At 57.8% G+C, this 18,584-nt stretch carries 13 protein-coding genes and 3 tRNA genes; 13 read left to right on the top strand and 3 right to left on the bottom strand.

Annotated features, from left to right (window positions below):
• Positions 1–143: 143 nt before the first annotated feature.
• Complete coding sequence (locus K9U38_RS09525; protein WP_224494076.1) at positions 144–1,793, top strand: FAD-binding dehydrogenase; 1,650 nt, start codon at positions 144–146, stop codon at positions 1,791–1,793.
• A gap of 13 nt (positions 1,794–1,806) precedes the next feature.
• Here K9U38_RS09525 and K9U38_RS09520 read toward each other — a convergent pair whose 3' ends face one another.
• From K9U38_RS09520 to rlmB, 3 genes are all read right to left on the bottom strand, one after another.
• Positions 1,807–2,400, bottom strand: coding sequence for a YceI family protein (locus tag K9U38_RS09520; RefSeq protein ID WP_224494075.1), 594 nt, complete (start codon positions 2,398–2,400; stop codon positions 1,807–1,809).
• Positions 2,397–2,990 (bottom strand): cytochrome b, encoded by a 594-nt coding sequence (locus K9U38_RS09515; RefSeq protein ID WP_224494074.1) that lies wholly within the window; start codon positions 2,988–2,990, stop codon positions 2,397–2,399. Before K9U38_RS09515 ends, K9U38_RS09520 begins: the two co-directional genes overlap by 4 nt.
• Before the next feature lie 95 nt (positions 2,991–3,085).
• Positions 3,086–3,949 (bottom strand): 23S rRNA (guanosine(2251)-2'-O)-methyltransferase RlmB, encoded by an 864-nt coding sequence (gene rlmB, locus K9U38_RS09510; protein ID WP_224494073.1) that lies wholly within the window; start codon positions 3,947–3,949, stop codon positions 3,086–3,088.
• 242 nt (positions 3,950–4,191) lie between these two features.
• On the opposite strand from rlmB, the gene K9U38_RS09505 reads away from it, so the two are divergent.
• The 12 genes from K9U38_RS09505 (at position 4,192) to rpoC (ending at position 18,437) form a co-directional block, all read left to right on the top strand.
• Positions 4,192–4,276: transfer RNA gene (locus tag K9U38_RS09505), tRNA-Tyr, on the top strand.
• A 25-nt stretch (positions 4,277–4,301) separates the two neighbouring features.
• Positions 4,302–4,375: transfer RNA gene (locus K9U38_RS09500), tRNA-Gly, on the top strand.
• Between the two features lie 236 nt (positions 4,376–4,611).
• Positions 4,612–5,787 (top strand): elongation factor Tu, encoded by a 1,176-nt coding sequence (gene tuf / locus K9U38_RS09495; RefSeq protein WP_224494063.1) that lies wholly within the window; start codon positions 4,612–4,614, stop codon positions 5,785–5,787.
• Positions 5,788–6,101: 314 nt separating this feature from the next.
• Positions 6,102–6,177 (top strand) — tRNA-Trp (locus K9U38_RS09490).
• Between the two features lie 227 nt (positions 6,178–6,404).
• On the top strand, positions 6,405–6,605 hold the full coding sequence (gene secE, locus K9U38_RS09485) for a preprotein translocase subunit SecE (RefSeq protein ID WP_224494072.1): 201 nt from the start codon (positions 6,405–6,407) through the stop codon (positions 6,603–6,605).
• Positions 6,606–6,642: 37 nt separating this feature from the next.
• On the top strand, positions 6,643–7,173 hold the full coding sequence (gene nusG / locus K9U38_RS09480) for a transcription termination/antitermination protein NusG (protein WP_224494071.1): 531 nt from the start codon (positions 6,643–6,645) through the stop codon (positions 7,171–7,173).
• A gap of 166 nt (positions 7,174–7,339) precedes the next feature.
• Entirely contained in the window at positions 7,340–7,768 is a 429-nt protein-coding gene (gene rplK / locus K9U38_RS09475) for a 50S ribosomal protein L11 (protein WP_224494070.1), read from the top strand.
• 4 nt (positions 7,769–7,772) lie between these two features.
• Positions 7,773–8,471, top strand: coding sequence for a 50S ribosomal protein L1 (gene rplA / locus K9U38_RS09470; protein WP_224494069.1), 699 nt, complete (start codon positions 7,773–7,775; stop codon positions 8,469–8,471).
• Between the two features lie 345 nt (positions 8,472–8,816).
• On the top strand, positions 8,817–9,335 hold the full coding sequence (gene rplJ, locus K9U38_RS09465) for a 50S ribosomal protein L10 (protein ID WP_106710762.1): 519 nt from the start codon (positions 8,817–8,819) through the stop codon (positions 9,333–9,335).
• Between the two features lie 49 nt (positions 9,336–9,384).
• A complete protein-coding gene (gene rplL, locus K9U38_RS09460) occupies positions 9,385–9,762 on the top strand; it encodes a 50S ribosomal protein L7/L12 (protein ID WP_224494068.1) in 378 nt (125 codons plus the stop codon).
• 186 nt (positions 9,763–9,948) lie between these two features.
• Complete coding sequence (gene rpoB / locus K9U38_RS09455) at positions 9,949–14,088, top strand: DNA-directed RNA polymerase subunit beta (RefSeq protein WP_224494067.1); 4,140 nt, start codon at positions 9,949–9,951, stop codon at positions 14,086–14,088.
• 140 nt (positions 14,089–14,228) lie between these two features.
• Positions 14,229–18,437, top strand: coding sequence for a DNA-directed RNA polymerase subunit beta' (gene rpoC, locus K9U38_RS09450; RefSeq protein WP_224494066.1), 4,209 nt, complete (start codon positions 14,229–14,231; stop codon positions 18,435–18,437).
• Positions 18,438–18,584: the final 147 nt, after the last annotated feature.

Below are 18,584 nucleotides of genomic sequence, written 5' to 3'. Positions count from 1 at the left end.
ATGGCCCGCGAAAGTTGTTGTACGCCCCACGTGCCATGTCACAATTCGACCTTGCCGAATTGCGGCTTTTGATCGACAACGTTGACGTAAAGGTAATAGTGATTTGCCCGGCTTGCCTGGCCGTTGGAATTGGGAGGTTTCGTATGGCATTGGATGCGGACGTCATCGTTATCGGCGCGGGGCTTGCAGGACTGGTGGCGGCAACGGAACTCGCGGATGCCGGCAAGCAGGTCATCATTGTCGATCAGGAGCCCGAGCCGACCCTTGGCGGGCAGGCATGGCGATCCTTTGGCGGGTTGTTCTTTGTAGATTCGCCGGAGCAGCGGCGTCTGCGCATCAGGGATTCTCGCGAACTGGCCCTGCAGGACTGGATGGGCTCGGCTGGTTTCGACCGCAGGGAAGATCTTTGGCCGCGCCAGTGGGCCGAAGCCTATATCGATTTCGCTGCCGGCGAGAAGCGCGCCTGGCTGCACGCACAGGGGATGCGCTGGTTTCCGATCGTCGGCTGGGCCGAGCGCGGCGGTTCGCTGGCGACGGGGCACGGCAATTCGGTACCGCGCTTTCACATCACCTGGGGCACGGGCACGGGAGTAGTCGAGCCATTCGTCCGCCGTGCCCGCGAGGCCGAGCAGAACGGACTCATTTCCTTTCGCTTTCGCCACCGGGTCACCGGGTTCGTAACCAGCTCCGGCAATGTAGAAGGCGTGGAGGGCGAGATTCTCGTGCCGAGCGATGTCGGGCGCAGCCAGCCAAGCTCCCGCATCGCTGCGGGGTCGTTTGCGCTGAAGGCACAGGCGGTCATCGTGGCCAGCGGCGGCATAGGCGGCAACCATGAGCTGGTACGCAAGAACTGGCCCCCACGGCTCGGGACGCCCAAACATCTCATCAGCGGCGTGCCGGACCATGTCGATGGACTGATGCTTGGCATTGCAGAACGCGCAGGTGCCCACCTGATCAACAGCGATCGCATGTGGCACTATGTCGAGGGCGTGCATAACTGGGATCCGATCTGGAGCAATCATGCCATCCGCATCCTGCCTGGACCATCATCGCTGTGGTTCGATGCCAGGGGAACGCGCCTGCCTCCACCGTGCTTGCCGGGTTTCGATACGCTGTCGACCCTCGATCGCATCATGAAGTCGGGCTACGATTATTCGTGGTTCGTGCTCAACCAGACCATCGTGAAGAAGGAATTCACGCTCTCGGGCTCGGAACAGAATCCTGACTTCACCTCCAAGAGCTGGCGGCAGGTGGCAAAGCGCGCACTCGGCGGCGTACCCGCGCCGGTGCAGGCCTTCCTCGACAATGGCGAGGATTTCATCGTCGAAAGGGAGTTGTCGGATCTGGTGCGGCGCATGAACGCCCTGACCGGCGACAATCTCATCACCGAGGCCGGGCTGCGCACCCAGATCGAGGCACGCGACCGCGAGATCGACAATCCCTACAGCAAGGACGCGCAGATCACGGCGATACGCGGCGCCCGCAACTATATTGGTGACCGGCTGGTGAGGGTGGTCCCGCCGCATCGTATACTCGATCCGAAACACGGGCCGTTGATCGCGGTGCGGCTCAACATTCTCACACGCAAGTCATTGGGCGGTATCGAGACCGACCTCAGTGCACGGGCTCTGAAGCCTGATGGTGAGCCCATGGCGGGCGTCTATGCTGCCGGAGAAGCCGCCGGTTTCGGCGGGGGCGGCATGCATGGCTACAACTCGCTGGAGGGAACATTCCTTGGCGGCTGCATCTTTTCGGGCAGGACTGCGGGCAGGGCGGCCGCAAAGGCTGTTTGATTGCGGCTCCCGATCATGAGCGCTGGCCAAGGATCATCATGTCGAACTGGACAACGTTCGAATAGATCGGCGTGCCGACATCCATGCCGTAGCGGGAGCGCATGACCTTGCCCTGGACACGAAATGTGATCGAGTTCTTGCCATGATCCGCCAGGTTTGCCTGAAAGCTGGCGGGACTGCTCTTGCCGCGCGCCGTCAAGATCCCCGCCACTTCGGCGGTGTCGGGACTGGTCTGCGTGATCTGTGTCGACTTGAAGGTGATGGTCGGGAAATTGGCCGAGTCGAAAACCGCATCGGAGCGCAGGAAGCTTTCGACGCGGGCCTGGCCGGTTGTGACACTATCCGGATAGAGCGTGAAGCTGATGGTCGAGCGGGATATATCCGAACTGTTGAGAGAGAATACACCCGAGAATTTCTTGAAATTGCCTGTAATGCCGCCGCCGCCGACCTGGGACACAGTGAAACCGACGCGTGACGATGGCTGAATATTGTACCGGCCGGTGACTTCGGAAAGTGTGTCTGCTCGCGTGGTCATCGGTGATAGCGCAAGGAGGGCCGCAATCCCCGCCGGGATAAGGGTCGAGTGCAAACCATTCATTGTCTTCATGATTTTGATCCAGTCAGTTGTTGTTCCTTCCGATCCTGACCGCGCGGGCTGAGCATGCGTACCAGGATCGTGTCCCGCTTCCAGAAATGATGGTGGAAGGCCGCGAGGATGTGCCCGGTGGCGACGATGGCGGAAAGATAGGCGAGCCACGCATGGCTGGACGCCCAGAAAGCCTCTGCGGTGTCGGATATGGTCATCGGCAGCTGCGGGATCACGACGAGATCGAACATGAATGTCGGTATCTGCAGCGGCGAAGTCGATGCTATTGCCCAGCCCGTCAACGGCACAACGAACAGGCTGAGGTAAAGGATGAAGTGCGCGACGTGGGAAGCGCCACGTTCAAGCGAACTCATATGCTGAAGGTCGTGCGGACGCGGGTTTGCCAGTTTCCAAAGGAGGCGGAGCAGCGAGAGGCCGAGCACGAGAAATCCAAATGATTTGTGCCATTGGTAAAGGCTGAACTGCAGGGCAAAATCGCTGACCCTGACCATGGAGTAGCCCAACACGATCTGCCCGAGAAAAATAAGGGCAATGATCCAGTGAAACAGGATCGACACCAAACCAAACGATTCCCTGCTGTTTCGCAGCATAGGCGCACTCCGTTGCAGGCCGAACCGACTGCCGGCCCGCTGCCTGTTGCAAGGTAACACCGCTGGTTGGTATTATATTCGAACCAGTCTGCTTTTTAATCCTGTTTTGTACTCAGGAACCGCTGCGCCGCATAAAGTGATATCGCAGCTGCGTTTGATACATTGAGTGATTTTATAGCGCCGGGCATATCCAACCGGGCAAGGTGGGTCACGGTTTCACGTGTCTTCTGGCGCAAACCCTTGCCCTCGGCACCGAGAACAAGCGCCAGTCGGCCCTCGGACATTGTATTCTCGAGTTCATGTGGCCCTTCCGAATCGAGACCTATCGTCGTGAAGCCGAGTTCGTGCAACTCGCTGATCGCCTCGGCGAGATTGCGCACCTCGATATGGGGAATGAGTTCCAGGGCACCGGATGCGGCTTTGGCGAGGACGCCGGACTCCTGCGGGCTGTGACGCGCCGTGGTGATGATCGCCCCGGCACCGAAAGCAACAGCGGAGCGCATGATGGCGCCGACATTGTGCGGATCGGTGACCTGATCGAGAATCAGCAACAGCGGACTGTCCTGCAGTGCCTTGAGGGATTGTGCCTTCAAGGGCTTGGTTTCGATCATGACGCCTTGGTGCACCGCTTCCGAACCAGTCTCGCGGTCGATGGCGCGTGGTTCGACGATTTCGACCTCGAAGGGCAGGGCATTCGAATCGGTGATCTCGAGCCTGTCGAGCGCATTTTTCGTCACCAGCATGCGCTTGATCTGGCGGGCGGGGTTGTCCAGCGCCGCCCGCACGGTGTGCAGGCCATAGAGCCGCACAAGGCCTTCGGGCGCCTGCGTGCCTTCAACGGTCGGACGCGAGCTTCGCTGGGCTTGCGATGCGCTGCCGGATTTCTTGTCGCGGAACTGGCGGCGCAGTGTCGCATAGTGTGAATCTTTGGGTGTACGGGACGGTTTTTGATCGGTCATGGCGCGTGATATACTCTTTCAGGAGCTAACGCGATACAGCTATGATCGCAGAAATTGCTGGCCCTGCCTGCTTCGCCGTCACATTTCTTTAGCCTATTTCCACAAGCCATTCATTTTCTGAAGGGAAGTGTTGACAGCACGCGGGCTAGTCGGCATAAGGCCCTCCGCAAGCAGCAGCCAGGATGTATGGTCCGCCGGTTGTTTGCAGAGTGCCATATGGTGCGGTTCCATCGGCAGTGACCGGAGGGGTGCCCGAGTGGTTAAAGGGGACGGACTGTAAATCCGTTAGCTTGGCTTACGTTGGTTCGAATCCAACCCCCTCCACCACTGCCGGAACCGAACGCCACGATGTGCGGGTATAGCTCAGTGGTAGAGCAGCAGCCTTCCAAGCTGAATATGCGGGTTCGATTCCCGCTACCCGCTCCAGATTTGCAAGAGCGCCGCGTGCACGCCGCCGTGCGCAAGGTGCTCTTCGATTTTTGTCTTGAGCATTGCAAGTCGCTCATGTGTTTTCCATATGAACGAGCAAGCTTGGACAATCCAACCCGGTCGATCCTTCCGGTCGAGCGGGAGACTGTGCTGACGGACGGCTTGCTGTCTCGTCTGAGCTACAAACATGGTACCGGCGCAAGGCCGGTTGTGATGACGAGAGAACGACAGCTATGGCTAAGAGCAAGTTTGAACGTAACAAGCCGCACGTCAACATTGGCACGATTGGTCACGTTGACCATGGCAAGACGTCGTTGACGGCCGCGATTACGAAGTATTTTGGTGAGTACAAGGCGTACGACCAGATCGACGCGGCACCGGAAGAAAAGGCGCGCGGCATCACGATCTCGACGGCGCACGTTGAATATGAGACGCCAGCGCGTCACTACGCGCACGTCGATTGCCCCGGCCACGCCGACTATGTGAAGAACATGATCACCGGTGCTGCGCAGATGGACGGCGCGATCCTGGTTGTTTCGGCAGCCGACGGCCCGATGCCGCAGACGCGCGAGCACATCCTGCTTGCCCGTCAGGTTGGCGTTCCGGCGATCGTGGTTTTCCTGAACAAGGTTGACCAGGTTGACGATGCCGAGCTTCTCGAGCTGGTTGAGCTTGAGGTTCGCGAGCTTCTGTCGAAGTACGATTTCCCGGGCGACGACATTCCGATCGTCAAGGGTTCGGCTTTGGCTGCGCTGGAAGACAGCAACAAGGAAATCGGCGAAGACGCGGTTCGTGCGCTGATGGCGGAAGTCGACAAGTACATTCCGACGCCGGAGCGTCCGGTTGACCAGCCGTTCCTGATGCCGATCGAAGACGTTTTCTCGATTTCCGGCCGTGGTACGGTTGTGACGGGCCGCGTCGAGCGCGGGATCGTCAAGGTTGGTGAAGAAGTCGAAATCATCGGCATCAAGCCGACGACGAAGACGACGGTTACCGGCGTTGAAATGTTCCGCAAGCTGCTCGATCAGGGCCAGGCTGGCGACAACATCGGTGCGCTGATCCGCGGCGTTGGCCGTGAAGACGTCGAGCGCGGCCAGATCCTGGCCAAGCCGGGTTCGGTCAAGCCGCACACGAAGTTCAAGGCGGAAGCCTATATCCTGACCAAGGACGAGGGTGGCCGTCATACGCCATTCTTCTCCAACTACCGTCCGCAGTTCTACTTCCGCACGACCGACGTGACGGGTGTTGTGACGCTGCCGGAAGGCACGGAAATGGTCATGCCCGGCGACAACATCGCAGTTGATGTGACGCTGATCGTGCCGATCGCGATGGAAGAGAAGCTGCGCTTCGCTATCCGTGAAGGTGGCCGCACCGTCGGTGCAGGCATCGTATCGTCGATCATTGAGTAATATTGTCGTCTGACAATGAGAATTGGGGAAGGGCGGTCCACAGGATCGCCCTTTCTGCGTTTTGGGGCAGGCAAACGCGAATCAGTTTCTGGTCGCGTAGCAATGAGCCTTGAATCTCCGATGTGGCGTAACCAATTAAAGACCACAGCCAAGATCTTCCATCCAATCCGTATTTTGCAGCCGGCAACGGCAGTAATGCCGCCAATTCGTTGCGACATCTTCGTCACCCAAACGAATTTCGCCGTAAGAGGCTGGAAGTCGTAATAAAGGCCTTGAAATAGGTGCGGCTTTGTGGAATGTACGCCCCCGAACGTAGGGGAGTAGCTCAGTTGGTAGAGCGGCGGTCTCCAAAACCGTAGGTCGCAGGTTCGAACCCTGTCTCCCCTGCCAACGCATAGTCTGCCGGTACACGATTGGATGGTGTGCTGAGCAGATGTTCGGAAAGAAACGAATCCGGGGCCTTGTGTTTTTCCGGAATCGGTTCTATGTAACATCAACAGACACGCGGTGCGTGGAGCTGAACGGTCAGCTTTACGGGCCGTAATGGTGTGGACAGATGGTGTTGTGACAATTGCAACACAGCATGTTTACAGCAACATGACACGCACGAGCGGTAAATGGCATCCAAAACGAATCCAATAACTTTTTTTCAGCAAGTGCGCGCTGAAACCGCAAAGGTCACATGGCCTTCGCGCCGCGAAACGCTCATTTCCACCGCAATGGTGATGGTGATGGCGTTTCTTGCTGCGATCTTTTTTTTCGCAGCTGATCAGTTGATGGCGTACGGGATCGATCTCGTTCTCGGTCTTGGTCGTTAACGCAGGCTGACAAGAAAATCGGGATTGGGAATCAATAATGACCGCGCGCTGGTATATCGTTCACGCCTATTCGAATTTTGAGAAGAAGGTCGCAGAGTCGATCGAGGAAAAGGCGAGGCAGAAGGGTCTGTCTCACCTGTTCGAGAAGATCCTCGTGCCGACCGAGAAGGTCGTCGAAGTGCGCCGTGGCCGCAAGGTCGATGCCGAGCGCAAGTTCTTTCCAGGCTACGTTCTGGTGCGCGCTGAACTTACGGATGATGCCTATCACCTGATCAAGAACACGCCGAAGGTGACCGGTTTTCTGGGGTCAGACAACAAGCCGATCGCTATTTCGGACAAGGAAGCCGAGCGCATCCTGACCCAGGTCCAGGAAGGTGTCGAGCGTCCGAAGGCTTCGATCTCGTTCGAGATCGGCGAGAGCGTTCGTGTTGCCGACGGTCCGTTTGCTTCGTTCAACGGCACCGTCCAGGAAGTGGACGAGGAACGTTCGCGCCTCAAGGTGGAAGTTTCGATTTTCGGCCGCGCTACGCCGGTCGATCTGGAATTTGGTCAGGTCGAAAAGGTCTGATCATTGGCAGCTCTCCAGGCTGCCTTTGCCGCTAGCGGCAAATGTGGTGGGAGGCGAGGCGGTCTTTAGCCGGACCATCGAGCCGCACCACCAAACTGCAACCGCCGGTTTACCGGTACAATGAAAAGCCGCCGGTTATCCGGCATGGTGTAAAAAGGCAGAAGTTATGGCTAAGAAAGTAGCAGGCCAGCTCAAGCTGCAGGTTTCGGCAGGATCGGCAACGCCGTCCCCGCCCATCGGACCAGCGCTTGGTCAGCGTGGCATCAACATCATGGAATTCTGCAAGGCCTTCAATGCGGCTACGCAGGAACTGGAAAAGGGTTCGCCCATTCCGGTCGTGATTACATATTATCAGGACAAGTCCTTCACCTTCGTGATGAAGACGCCGCCGGTGTCTTACTTCCTCAAGAAGGCTGCCAACCTGAAGTCCGGCTCGAAGGAGCCAGGCAAGGTCGTGGCTGGCAAGATCTCGCGTGACAAGGTCCGTGAAATCGCTGAAGCAAAGATGAAAGACCTGAATGCAGCGGACGTTGAAGCCGCCATGCGCATGGTCGAAGGTTCTGCCCGTTCGATGGGCCTGGAAGTGGTGGGCTAAGACGATGGCAAAACTTTCAAAGCGTGTAGCGAAGGTTCGCGAAGGCGTTGACCGCAACAAGCTCTATGACCTGACCTCGGCTATTGCCATGGTCAAGGAGCGTGCGGTTGCCAAGTTCGACGAGACGATCGAAGTTGCAATGAATCTCGGCGTTGATCCCCGTCATGCGGACCAGATGGTTCGCGGCGTGGTAAACCTGCCGAACGGCACTGGCCGTACCGTACGTGTGGCTGTATTTGCCCGCGGCGACAAGGCTGAGGAAGCCAAGAAGGCCGGCGCCGATATCGTTGGTGCGGAAGATCTGTTCGAGATCGTCAATGGCGGCAAGATCGATTTCGATCGCTGCATTGCCACCCCGGACATGATGCCTCTGGTTGGCCGCCTCGGTAAGGTTCTCGGCCCGCGCGGCATGATGCCAAACCCAAAGGTCGGCACGGTCACGGCTGACGTAACTGCTGCCGTCAAGGCTTCGAAGGGCGGCGCCGTTGAATTCCGCGTCGAGAAGGCCGGCATCGTTCATGCAGGCGTTGGCAAGGCTTCGTTCGATGCCAAGGCACTGGAAGAGAACATCAAGGCGTTCGCCGATGCTGTTACCAAGGCAAAGCCAACAGGTGCCAAGGGTGAGTACGTCAAGCGCGTTGCGATTTCCTCGACAATGGGCGCTGGCGTCAAGATCGATCCTTCAACCGTTCGCTCTGCGTAACCGTTGGATAAAATCTCAAGCTTAACTGTTTGAGAACAAAGAATTCCAGGCCCTTCGGGGCCTGGATAACCGGATGAAAGTCCGGTTATCCTGTCCGAGATTGCGGGTGGTTCGCCTTAATATCGCAAGAGCCCGCATGAGACGTGGAACAACCAGGTTTTGAGGGCATAGCCCGATGAACAAGGTTCGAACCGTAGTTGCCTTTCGCTTGCAGCCGTTTTCGGCGAAGCAAGGGGGACAGGATCCTCAAGTGCTGTGTGGTTCCGGTTTTCGAACTGGCCCCTTGCAGCAAAAGGCAACCCGGCAGGATCGCAATCATGCGTTTCTGCCAAATGGAGAGAGACAGTGGAAAAAGCGGAAAAGCGCGAATTCGTCGCGTGGCTGAATGGGGTCTTCAAGGACTCTGGTTCAGTTGTCGTGGCCCACTATACCGGTCTCACCGTTGCGCAGCTGAGCGACCTTCGCTCCAAGATGCGTGATGCTGGTGGCACCGTTAAAGTCGCGAAGAACCGCCTTGCCAAGATCGCTCTTCAGGGCACGGATTCGGAAGGCATCGCTGACCTGTTCACAGGTCAGACACTCGTTGCCTATTCCAACGATCCGATTACGGCACCAAAGATCGCCATCGAATTTGCCAAGGGTAACGAAAAGCTCGTCATCCTCGGTGGCTCGATGGGAGCAACAACTCTCGATCCGGAAGGTGTAAAGGCTCTGGCCGCACTTCCATCACTCGACGAGTTGCGCGCAAAGCTGGTTGGCATGATCCAGACACCAGCTACCCGCATCGCTCAGATCGTAAACGCACCGGCAGGTCAGCTTGCCCGCGTTTTCGGCGCCTATGCCCGGAAGGACGAAGCGGCATAAGGCCGTTCTCGCTGTCACAATATATCGAACCTTGTAAAGGAATATCAAAATGACTGATCTCGCAAAGATCGTAGACGACCTGTCCAACCTGACCGTTCTCGAAGCTGCTGAACTTTCGAAGCTTCTTGAAGAGAAGTGGGGCGTTTCTGCCGCTGCTCCGGTTGCTGTTGCTGCTGCCGCTGGCGGCGGTGCAGCTGCTGCTGCAGTTGAAGAAAAGACTGAATTCGACGTCGTTCTGACCGATGCCGGCGCTAACAAGATCAACGTGATCAAGGAAGTCCGCGCAATCACCGGTCTCGGCCTCAAGGAAGCCAAGGACCTCGTCGAGGCCGCTCCTAAGGCTGTCAAGGAAGGCGTTGCCAAGGACGAAGCTGACAAGATCAAGGCACAGCTCGAAGCTGCTGGCGCCAAGGTCGAACTCAAGTAAGTCTCGCGTTTTTGGCGGGCAGGGCAACCTGCCCGCCGACACTTCCCCTTCGGGGGTTCCGGTACTGAACCCTTTTCCTGACGGCAATCTGGATGCTTTCAGGAAACGGGTTTTGTCCCGTTCACGGGGCCGCACATGCGGTTTTAAGAAACAGGCCAGTTTCTGGCATAAAGACGAGGAGCGACGATGGCTCAGACCCATTCTTTCAATGGTCGTAGGCGCGTACGCAAGTTTTTCGGTAAGATTCCGGAAGTCGCAGAGATGCCGAACCTCATCGAGGTTCAGAAAGCTTCCTACGATCAGTTTCTGATGGTGGAAGAGCCCAAAGGCGGGCGTTTGGATGAAGGTCTGCAGGCTGTGTTCAAGTCTGTGTTCCCGATTTCGGATTTCTCGGGTGCTTCCATGCTTGAATTCGTCAAGTACGAATTCGAAGCTCCCAAATTCGACGTTGACGAATGCCGTCAGCGCGATCTGACCTATGCTGCGCCACTCAAGGTGACGCTGCGCCTCATCGTGTTCGATATTGACGAGGATACAGGCGCGAAGTCGATCAAGGACATCAAGGAACAGGACGTTTACATGGGCGACATGCCGCTCATGACCGACAACGGCACGTTCATTGTCAATGGCACCGAGCGCGTGATCGTATCGCAGATGCACCGTTCGCCCGGCGTGTTCTTCGATCACGACAAGGGCAAGACGCATTCGTCGGGCAAGCTCCTGTTTGCCGCTCGTGTTATTCCTTATCGCGGTTCCTGGCTCGACATCGAGTTCGACGCCAAGGATGTCGTTTATGCGCGTATCGATCGCCGTCGCAAGATTCCGGCAACATCGCTGCTGATGGCGCTTGGCATGGATTCGGAAGAAATTCTGTCAACATTCTATAATTCCATCACCTTCAGCCGCGATGGCGACAGCTGGCGGATTCCTTACTCCGTTGAGCGCTTCAAGGGTTTCAAGGCCACTTCCGATGTGATCGACGCCGACACCGGCGAAGTCGTGCTCGAATCCGGCAAGAAGCTGACTGCACGCAGTGCAAAGCAGCTTGCCGAAAAGGGCCTCAAGTTCATCAAGGCAACGGAAGACGACCTGTTCGGCTCCTACCTTGCCGAAGACATCGTCAACTATAATACCGGTGAGGTTTATCTCGAGGCTGGTGACGAGCTTGACGAGAAGACCCTCAAGGTTCTGCTGGATACCGGCACGGAAGAGATCAACGTTCTCGATATCGACCACGTCAATATCGGGCCGTACATCCGTAACACGCTTGCCGTGGACAAGAACGAAAGCCGCCAGGATGCGCTCTTCGACATCTACCGTGTCATGCGCCCGGGCGAACCGCCAACGATCGACTCGGCTGAAGCGATGTTCAAGTCGCTGTTCTTCGATTCGGAACGCTATGATCTCTCGGCCGTTGGCCGCGTTAAGATGAACATGCGTCTTGATCTGGATGCGGAAGACACTGTTCGGATCCTGCGCAAGGAAGACATCCTGGCCGTGGTCAAGATGCTTGTCGACCTGCGCGATGGCCGTGGCGAAATCGACGACATCGACAATCTCGGCAACCGCCGTGTGCGCTCGGTCGGCGAATTGATGGAAAACCAGTACCGTGTTGGTCTGCTTCGCATGGAGCGCGCCATCAAGGAACGCATGTCGTCCATCGAAATCGATACCGTCATGCCGCAGGACCTGATCAATGCGAAGCCGGCAGCCGCTGCCGTTCGCGAGTTCTTCGGTTCCTCGCAGCTGTCGCAGTTCATGGATCAGACCAACCCGCTTTCCGAGATCACGCATAAGCGTCGTCTTTCGGCACTTGGACCTGGCGGTCTGACCCGTGAGCGCGCCGGCTTCGAAGTTCGCGACGTTCATCCGACGCATTACGGCCGTATCTGCCCGATTGAAACGCCGGAAGGTCCGAACATCGGTCTGATCAACTCGCTCGCAACCTTCGCTCGCGTCAACAAGTACGGCTTCATCGAAAGCCCGTACCGCAAGATCGTCGACGGCAGGGTAACGGACGAAGTCGTTTACCTGTCGGCAATGGAAGAGGCCAAGTATCACGTGGCGCAGGCCAATGTGGAACTCGACGCCTCGGGCGCGTTCACGGACGAGTTCGTTGTCTGCCGTCATGCGGGCGAAGTTCTGATGGCGCCACGTGAAAACGTGGACCTGATGGACGTCTCGCCGAAGCAGCTCGTTTCGGTTGCCGCTGCCCTTATTCCGTTCCTGGAAAATGACGACGCCAACCGCGCTCTGATGGGCTCGAACATGCAGCGTCAGGCCGTGCCTCTGGTGCGTGCCGAAGCGCCGTTCGTCGGTACAGGCATGGAGCCGGTCGTCGCTCGCGACTCCGGCGCTGCCATTGGCGCACGCCGTACCGGTATCGTCGACCAGGTGGATGCGACCCGTATCGTTATCCGCGCGACGGAAGACCTCGTTCCGGGCAAGTCGGGCGTTGATATCTATCGCCTGATGAAGTTCCAGCGTTCGAACCAGAATACCTGCATCAACCAGCGTCCGCTGGTGCGTGTTGGTGACCGGATCGAAAAGGGCGACATCATCGCCGACGGTCCGTCAACGGATCTGGGCGATCTGGCACTCGGCCGCAACGTGCTTGTCGCGTTCATGCCGTGGAATGGCTACAACTACGAAGACTCCATCCTTCTCTCCGAGAAGATTGTTTCGGATGACGTCTTCACCTCGATCCATATCGAGGAGTTCGAAGTCATGGCTCGCGATACGAAGCTTGGACCGGAAGAAATCACGCGTGACATTCCGAACGTTTCGGAAGAAGCGCTGAAGAACCTGGACGAAGCCGGTATTGTCTATATCGGTGCCGAAGTGCAGCCTGGCGATATCCTCGTCGGCAAGATCACGCCGAAGGGTGAAAGCCCGATGACGCCGGAAGAGAAGCTTCTGCGTGCCATCTTCGGTGAAAAGGCGTCCGATGTCCGCGACACCTCGATGCGCATGCCGCCCGGGACCTACGGTACGGTTGTGGAAGTTCGTGTTTTCAATCGCCACGGCGTTGAAAAGGACGAACGTGCCATGGCTATCGAACGCGAGGAAATCGAGCGTTTGGCCAAGGACCGTGACGACGAACAGGCTATCCTTGACCGCAACGTCTATGGCCGCTTGGCTGACGTTCTCACGGGCAAGGCCGCTGTTGCCGGACCAAAGGCGTTCAAGAAGGGCACCGTCGTCACGCAGGACGTCATGGGTGAGTTCCCGCGTTCGCAGTGGTGGCAGTTTGCCGTCGAGGACGAGAAGATCCAGGGCGAGATCGAAGCTCTACGCAACCAGTACGATGACTCCAAGAAGTTGCTCGAGCAGCGTTTCATGGACAAGGTCGAGAAGGTCCAGCGCGGTGACGAGATGCCTCCTGGCGTCATGAAGATGGTCAAGGTCTTCGTCGCTGTGAAGCGCAAGATCCAGCCAGGCGACAAGATGGCTGGCCGTCACGGCAACAAGGGCGTTGTTTCACGTATCGCCGCTGTTGAGGATATGCCGTTCCTTGAAGACGGAACGCATGTCGACATCGTGCTCAATCCGCTTGGCGTGCCAAGCCGCATGAACGTCGGGCAGATCCTCGAGACGCATCTGGGCTGGGCTTGCGCCGGCATGGGCAAGAAGATCGGGGAACTGATCGAAGCCTACAAGGCACAGGGCGATATTGCACCGCTGAGAATGACGATTGAATCGATCATTCCGGACAATGACCGCAATGAGCCGGTTCGCAACTACGACGATGAGAGCATCGTTCGTCTTGGCGAGCAGATGAAGCGCGGTGTGTCGATTGCAACGCCGGTATTCGACGGTGCGCATGAACCGGACATCAATGTGATGCTGGAACAGGCGGGCCTGAAGTCCTCCGGTCAGTCGACACTTTACGACGGACGTACGGGTGAAACTTTCGATCGTCAGGTGACTGTCGGCTACATCTATATGCTGAAGCTGCACCACCTGGTCGACGACAAGATCCATGCCCGTTCGATCGGACCATACTCGCTCGTTACGCAGCAGCCCCTGGGTGGTAAGGCCCAGTTCGGTGGCCAGCGCTTCGGTGAAATGGAGGTCTGGGCCCTTGAAGCATATGGTGCGGCTTACACGCTGCAGGAAATGCTCACGGTCAAGTCCGACGACGTCGCCGGTCGTACCAAGGTCTACGAAGCGATTGTCCGCGGCGACGATACGTTCGAGGCCGGCATTCCGGAGAGCTTCAACGTTCTCGTCAAGGAAATGCGCTCGCTCGGTCTCAATGTCGAGCTTGACGATACGCGTCAGCTCGAACCACAGCAGCAGGCCTTGCCCGACGCTGCCGAGTAAAAAAGGAAGGGTGCGCAGTCATGCTGCGCACCCGTCCGGTATGTTTCGAGCCGCTGCAGAAGCGGCATTTGATCTAGATGGACCGCGGCGGCGGGCACCATCGCAAGCAGAGGGCACTTTCTGCCCCATGGAGAAACGGCATGAACCAAGAGGTCATGAATCTTTTCAATCCTCAGGTGCCTGTGCAGGCATTCGATTCCATCCGGATTTCGATCGCCAGCCCTGAGAAGATTCTGTCCTGGTCATACGGTGAGATCAAGAAGCCGGAGACGATCAACTACCGCACCTTCAAGCCGGAGCGGGATGGTCTTTTCTGTGCTCGGATCTTCGGGCCGATCAAGGACTATGAATGCTTGTGCGGCAAGTACAAGCGTATGAAATACAAGGGCATCATCTGCGAAAAGTGCGGTGTGGAAGTGACACTGTCACGTGTTCGCCGTGAGCGTATGGGCCATATTGAACTCGCAGCTCCGGTTGCGCACATCTGGTTCCTGAAGTCCCTGCCGAGCCGTATCGGCACGTTGCTCGACATGACCCTCAAGGGTATCGAGCGCGTTCTCTATTTCGAGAACTACATCGTGACCGAACCTGGCCTGACGGCCCTGAAGGAGCACCAGCTCCTTTCGGAAGAAGAATACATGATTGCAGTCGATGAGTACGGTGAAGACGCCTTCACAGCACTGATCGGCGCGGAAGCTATTCATGAACTTCTGGCTTCGATGGATCTGGAAAAGATCGCCGGCGATCTGCGGGCAGAGCTTGCCGAGACAACCTCGGATCTGAAGCAGAAGAAGCTGATGAAGCGTCTGAAGATCGTCGAGAACTTCCTGGAATCGGGTAACCGTCCGGAATGGATGATCATGAAGATCGTTCCGGTCATTCCGCCGGACCTGCGTCCGCTGGTTCCGCTGGATGGCGGCCGTTTCGCGACGTCCGATCTCAACGACCTCTATCGCCGCGTGATCAACCGTAACAATCGCCTCAAGCGCCTGATCGAACTGCGCGCGCCCGGCATCATCATCCGTAACGAGAAGCGCATGCTTCAGGAATCGGTTGATGCATTGTTCGACAATGGCCGTCGTGGCCGCGTCATTACCGGTGCCAACAAGCGTCCGCTGAAGTCGCTGTCCGACATGCTCAAGGGCAAGCAGGGCCGTTTCCGCCAGAACCTGCTCGGCAAGCGCGTCGACTATTCCGGCCGTTCGGTCATCGTGACCGGTCCCGAGCTGAAGCTACACCAGTGCGGCCTGCCGAAGAAGATGGCGCTCGAACTCTTCAAGCCGTTCATCTATGCCCGCCTTGACGCCAAGGGTTATTCCTCGACCGTGAAGCAGGCCAAGAAGCTGGTTGAGAAGGAAAAGCCGGAAGTCTGGGACATCCTCGACGAGGTCATCCGCGAGCATCCGGTTCTCCTGAATCGGGCGCCGACGCTGCACCGTCTTGGTATCCAGGCGTTCGAACCCACCCTGATCGAAGGCAAGGCAATCCAGCTGCATCCGCTCGTCTGTACCGCTTTCAATGCGGACTTCGACGGGGACCAGATGGCTGTTCACGTTCCGCTTTCACTCGAAGCGCAGCTTGAAGCCCGCGTGCTGATGATGTCGACGAACAACATCCTGCATCCCGCCAACGGTCTGCCGGTTATCGTTCCTTCACAGGACATGGTTCTTGGTCTCTACTATCTGTCGATTGTGGCTGCCAAGGAGCCAGGCGAGGGCATGGCCTTTGCCGATATGGGCGAATTGCACCATGCCATTGGCAGCGGTGCAGTGACCCTGCACACCAAGATCAAGGGCCGCTTCAAGAGCATTGATGCGGATGGCAAGCCGACATCGAAGATCTTCGAAACGACGCCTGGCCGCATGATCATCGGTGAATTGCTGCCGAAGCATCACAACGTGCCTTTCGACATCTGCAACCAGGAAATGACCAAGAAGAACATCTCCAAGATGATCGACACGGTCTATCGCCACTGCGGACAGAAAGAGACGGTCATTTTCTGCGATCGCATCATGCAGCTCGGCTTCAGCCATGCCTGCCGCGCCGGTATTTCCTTTGGCAAGGACGACATGGTCATTCCGGAGACCAAGGCGAAGCTCGTTGCTGAAACCGAAGCTTTGGCGACAGAATACGAACAGCAGTACAATGACGGCCTGATCACTCAGGGCGAAAAGTACAACAAGGTCGTCGACGCTTGGGGCAAGTGCACCGAGAAGGTCGCTGACGAAATGATGGCGCGCATCAAGGCCGTCGAGTTCGATCCTGTTACTGGCCGCCAGAAGCAGATGAACTCGATCTACATGATGTCGCACTCGGGTGCTCGTGGTTCGCCGAACCAGATGCGCCAGCTGGGCGGCATGCGCGGGCTGATGGCCAAGCCTTCGGGCGAAATCATCGAAACGCCGATCATTTCGAACTTCAAGGAAGGCCTGACCGTGAACGAGTACTTCAACTCGACGCACGGTGCCCGTAAGGGTCTTGCTGACACCGCCTTGAAGACAGCCAACTCCGGTTACCTGACACGCCGTCTCGTCGACGTCGCGCAGGATTGCATTGTCATCTCGGTGGATTGCGGCACGACAACGGGCCTCACCATGCAGCCGATCGTTGACGCCGGCCAGGTCGTTGCGACCCTCGGCCAGCGTGTGCTCGGCCGTACAGCGCTCGAAGACATCCTGCATCCGGTTTCGGGTGACGTGCTTGTCACCGGCGGCAACATCATCGACGAGTTCGATGTCGATGCCATCGAGAAGGCTGGCGTTCAGTCGATCCGCATCCGTTCGGCTCTCACCTGTGAGACCCGTGGCGGCATTTGCGCCAAGTGCTACGGCCGCGATCTGGCCCGTGGTACTCCGGTCAACCAGGGTGAAGCTGTCGGCGTTATCGCTGCCCAGTCGATCGGTGAGCCGGGTACTCAGCTGACGATGCGTACGTTCCACCTTGGTGGTACGGCGCAGGTGGTTGACCAGTCGTTCCTCGAAGCCAGCTATGAAGGCACGGTGCAGATCCGTAACCGCAACGTGGTGCGCAACTCCGACGGCCATCTGGTCGTCATGGGCCGCAACATGGCGGTTGTCATCCTCGATGGAACCGGCAAGGAACGCGCTACACACCGTGTTACCTACGGCTCGCGGATCTATGTCGATGATGGCGACAACGTGAAGCGTGGCCAGCGCATTGCCGAGTGGGATCCCTATACCCGCCCGGTCATGACGGAAGTCGAGGGTCATGTCGAATTCGAAGACATGGTCGATGGTCTTTCGGTTACGGAAACAACGGACGAATCCACCGGTATCACCAAGCGTGTGGTCATCGACTGGCGTTCGACCCCGCGTGGTTCGGATCTGAAGCCCGCGATCGTCGTCAAGGACAAGAACGGCAAGGTGCTGAAGCTGGCCAAGGGCGGCGACGCACGCTTCCAGCTGTCAGTGGAATCCATCCTTTCGGTCGAGCCTGGCTCGCATGTGAAGGCTGGTGACGTTCTGGCTCGTATCCCGATGGAAAGCGCCAAGACCAAGGACATCACCGGTGGTCTGCCGCGCGTTGCGGAACTGTTCGAGGCCCGTCGTCCGAAGGACCACGCGATCATCGCCGAAATCGATGGTACCGTGCGTTTCGGCCGCGATTACAAGAACAAGCGCCGCATCGTCATCGAACCCAACGATGATACGGTCGAGCCTGTCGAGTATCTGATCCCCAAGGGCAAGCCTTTCCATCTTCAGGACGGCGATGCCATCGAAAAGGGCGATTATATTCTGGACGGCAACCCGGCACCGCACGATATTCTTGCGATCAAGGGCGTGGAGGCGCTTGCTTCCTACCTCGTGAACGAGATCCAGGAAGTCTATCGTCTGCAGGGCGTTCTGATCAACGACAAGCACATTGAAGTGATTGTCCGCCAGATGCTGCAGAAGGTCGAGATCACCGAGTCGGGTGATACGGGCTTCATCGCTGGCGATCATGTGGACCGGATCGAGCTGGACGAGATCAACGAGCGCCTCGAAGAGGATGGCAAGAAGCCTGGCTACGGCACTCCGGTGCTGCTCGGCATCACCAAGGCCTCACTGCAGACGCCGTCGTTCATCTCTGCCGCATCCTTCCAGGAAACAACGCGCGTCCTCACGGAAGCCGCTGTTGCCGGCAAGATGGATGCTCTGCAGGGTCTGAAGGAGAACGTCATCGTTGGCCGTCTGATCCCGGCAGGCACCGGCGGCACGGTCAAGCAGATCCGCCGCATTGCCGGGGCTCGCGACGAGCTCATCATCGACGAGCGCCGCAAGGAGTCGGGTGCAACGGCAGCAAAGGCCGGCCCGATGCTGACGGACATGACGGGCCAGCCGGCCGAATAAGGCCGTTCGCCGATAAAATCAAAGGCCGCCCCAGAGAAATCTCGGGCGGCCTTTTCTTTATTCCGGATTCAACCAGATACGTCTGTTTTACAAATGCAGGTGGAAAATTCTGGACCGAATTCGCCAGTTCCTCGGCGGTTTTCGCTT

Origin of the sequence: Phyllobacterium lublinensis, from assembly GCF_020164435.1 — a bacterium.
In the GTDB taxonomy this organism is placed as follows: Bacteria; Pseudomonadota; Alphaproteobacteria; order Rhizobiales; family Rhizobiaceae; genus Phyllobacterium; species Phyllobacterium lublinensis.
This window is presented reverse-complemented; position numbering and strand designations above follow the sequence as displayed.

Bases quoted from the DNA above. Each gene is read 5' to 3' on its own strand.
- K9U38_RS09525 (WP_224494076.1), top strand. From the start codon at position 144: ATGGCATTGGATGCGGACGTCATCGTTATCGGCGCGGGGCTTGCAGGA.
- K9U38_RS09520 (WP_224494075.1), bottom strand. From the start codon at position 2,400: ATGAAGACAATGAATGGTTTGCACTCGACCCTTATCCCGGCGGGGATT.
- K9U38_RS09515 (WP_224494074.1), bottom strand. From the start codon at position 2,990: ATGCTGCGAAACAGCAGGGAATCGTTTGGTTTGGTGTCGATCCTGTTT.
- rlmB (WP_224494073.1), bottom strand. From the start codon at position 3,949: ATGACCGATCAAAAACCGTCCCGTACACCCAAAGATTCACACTATGCG.
- tuf (WP_224494063.1), top strand. From the start codon at position 4,612: ATGGCTAAGAGCAAGTTTGAACGTAACAAGCCGCACGTCAACATTGGC.
- secE (WP_224494072.1), top strand. From the start codon at position 6,405: ATGGCATCCAAAACGAATCCAATAACTTTTTTTCAGCAAGTGCGCGCT.
- nusG (WP_224494071.1), top strand. From the start codon at position 6,643: ATGACCGCGCGCTGGTATATCGTTCACGCCTATTCGAATTTTGAGAAG.
- rplK (WP_224494070.1), top strand. From the start codon at position 7,340: ATGGCTAAGAAAGTAGCAGGCCAGCTCAAGCTGCAGGTTTCGGCAGGA.
- rplA (WP_224494069.1), top strand. From the start codon at position 7,773: ATGGCAAAACTTTCAAAGCGTGTAGCGAAGGTTCGCGAAGGCGTTGAC.
- rplL (WP_224494068.1), top strand. From the start codon at position 9,385: ATGACTGATCTCGCAAAGATCGTAGACGACCTGTCCAACCTGACCGTT.
- rpoB (WP_224494067.1), top strand. From the start codon at position 9,949: ATGGCTCAGACCCATTCTTTCAATGGTCGTAGGCGCGTACGCAAGTTT.
- rpoC (WP_224494066.1), top strand. From the start codon at position 14,229: ATGAACCAAGAGGTCATGAATCTTTTCAATCCTCAGGTGCCTGTGCAG.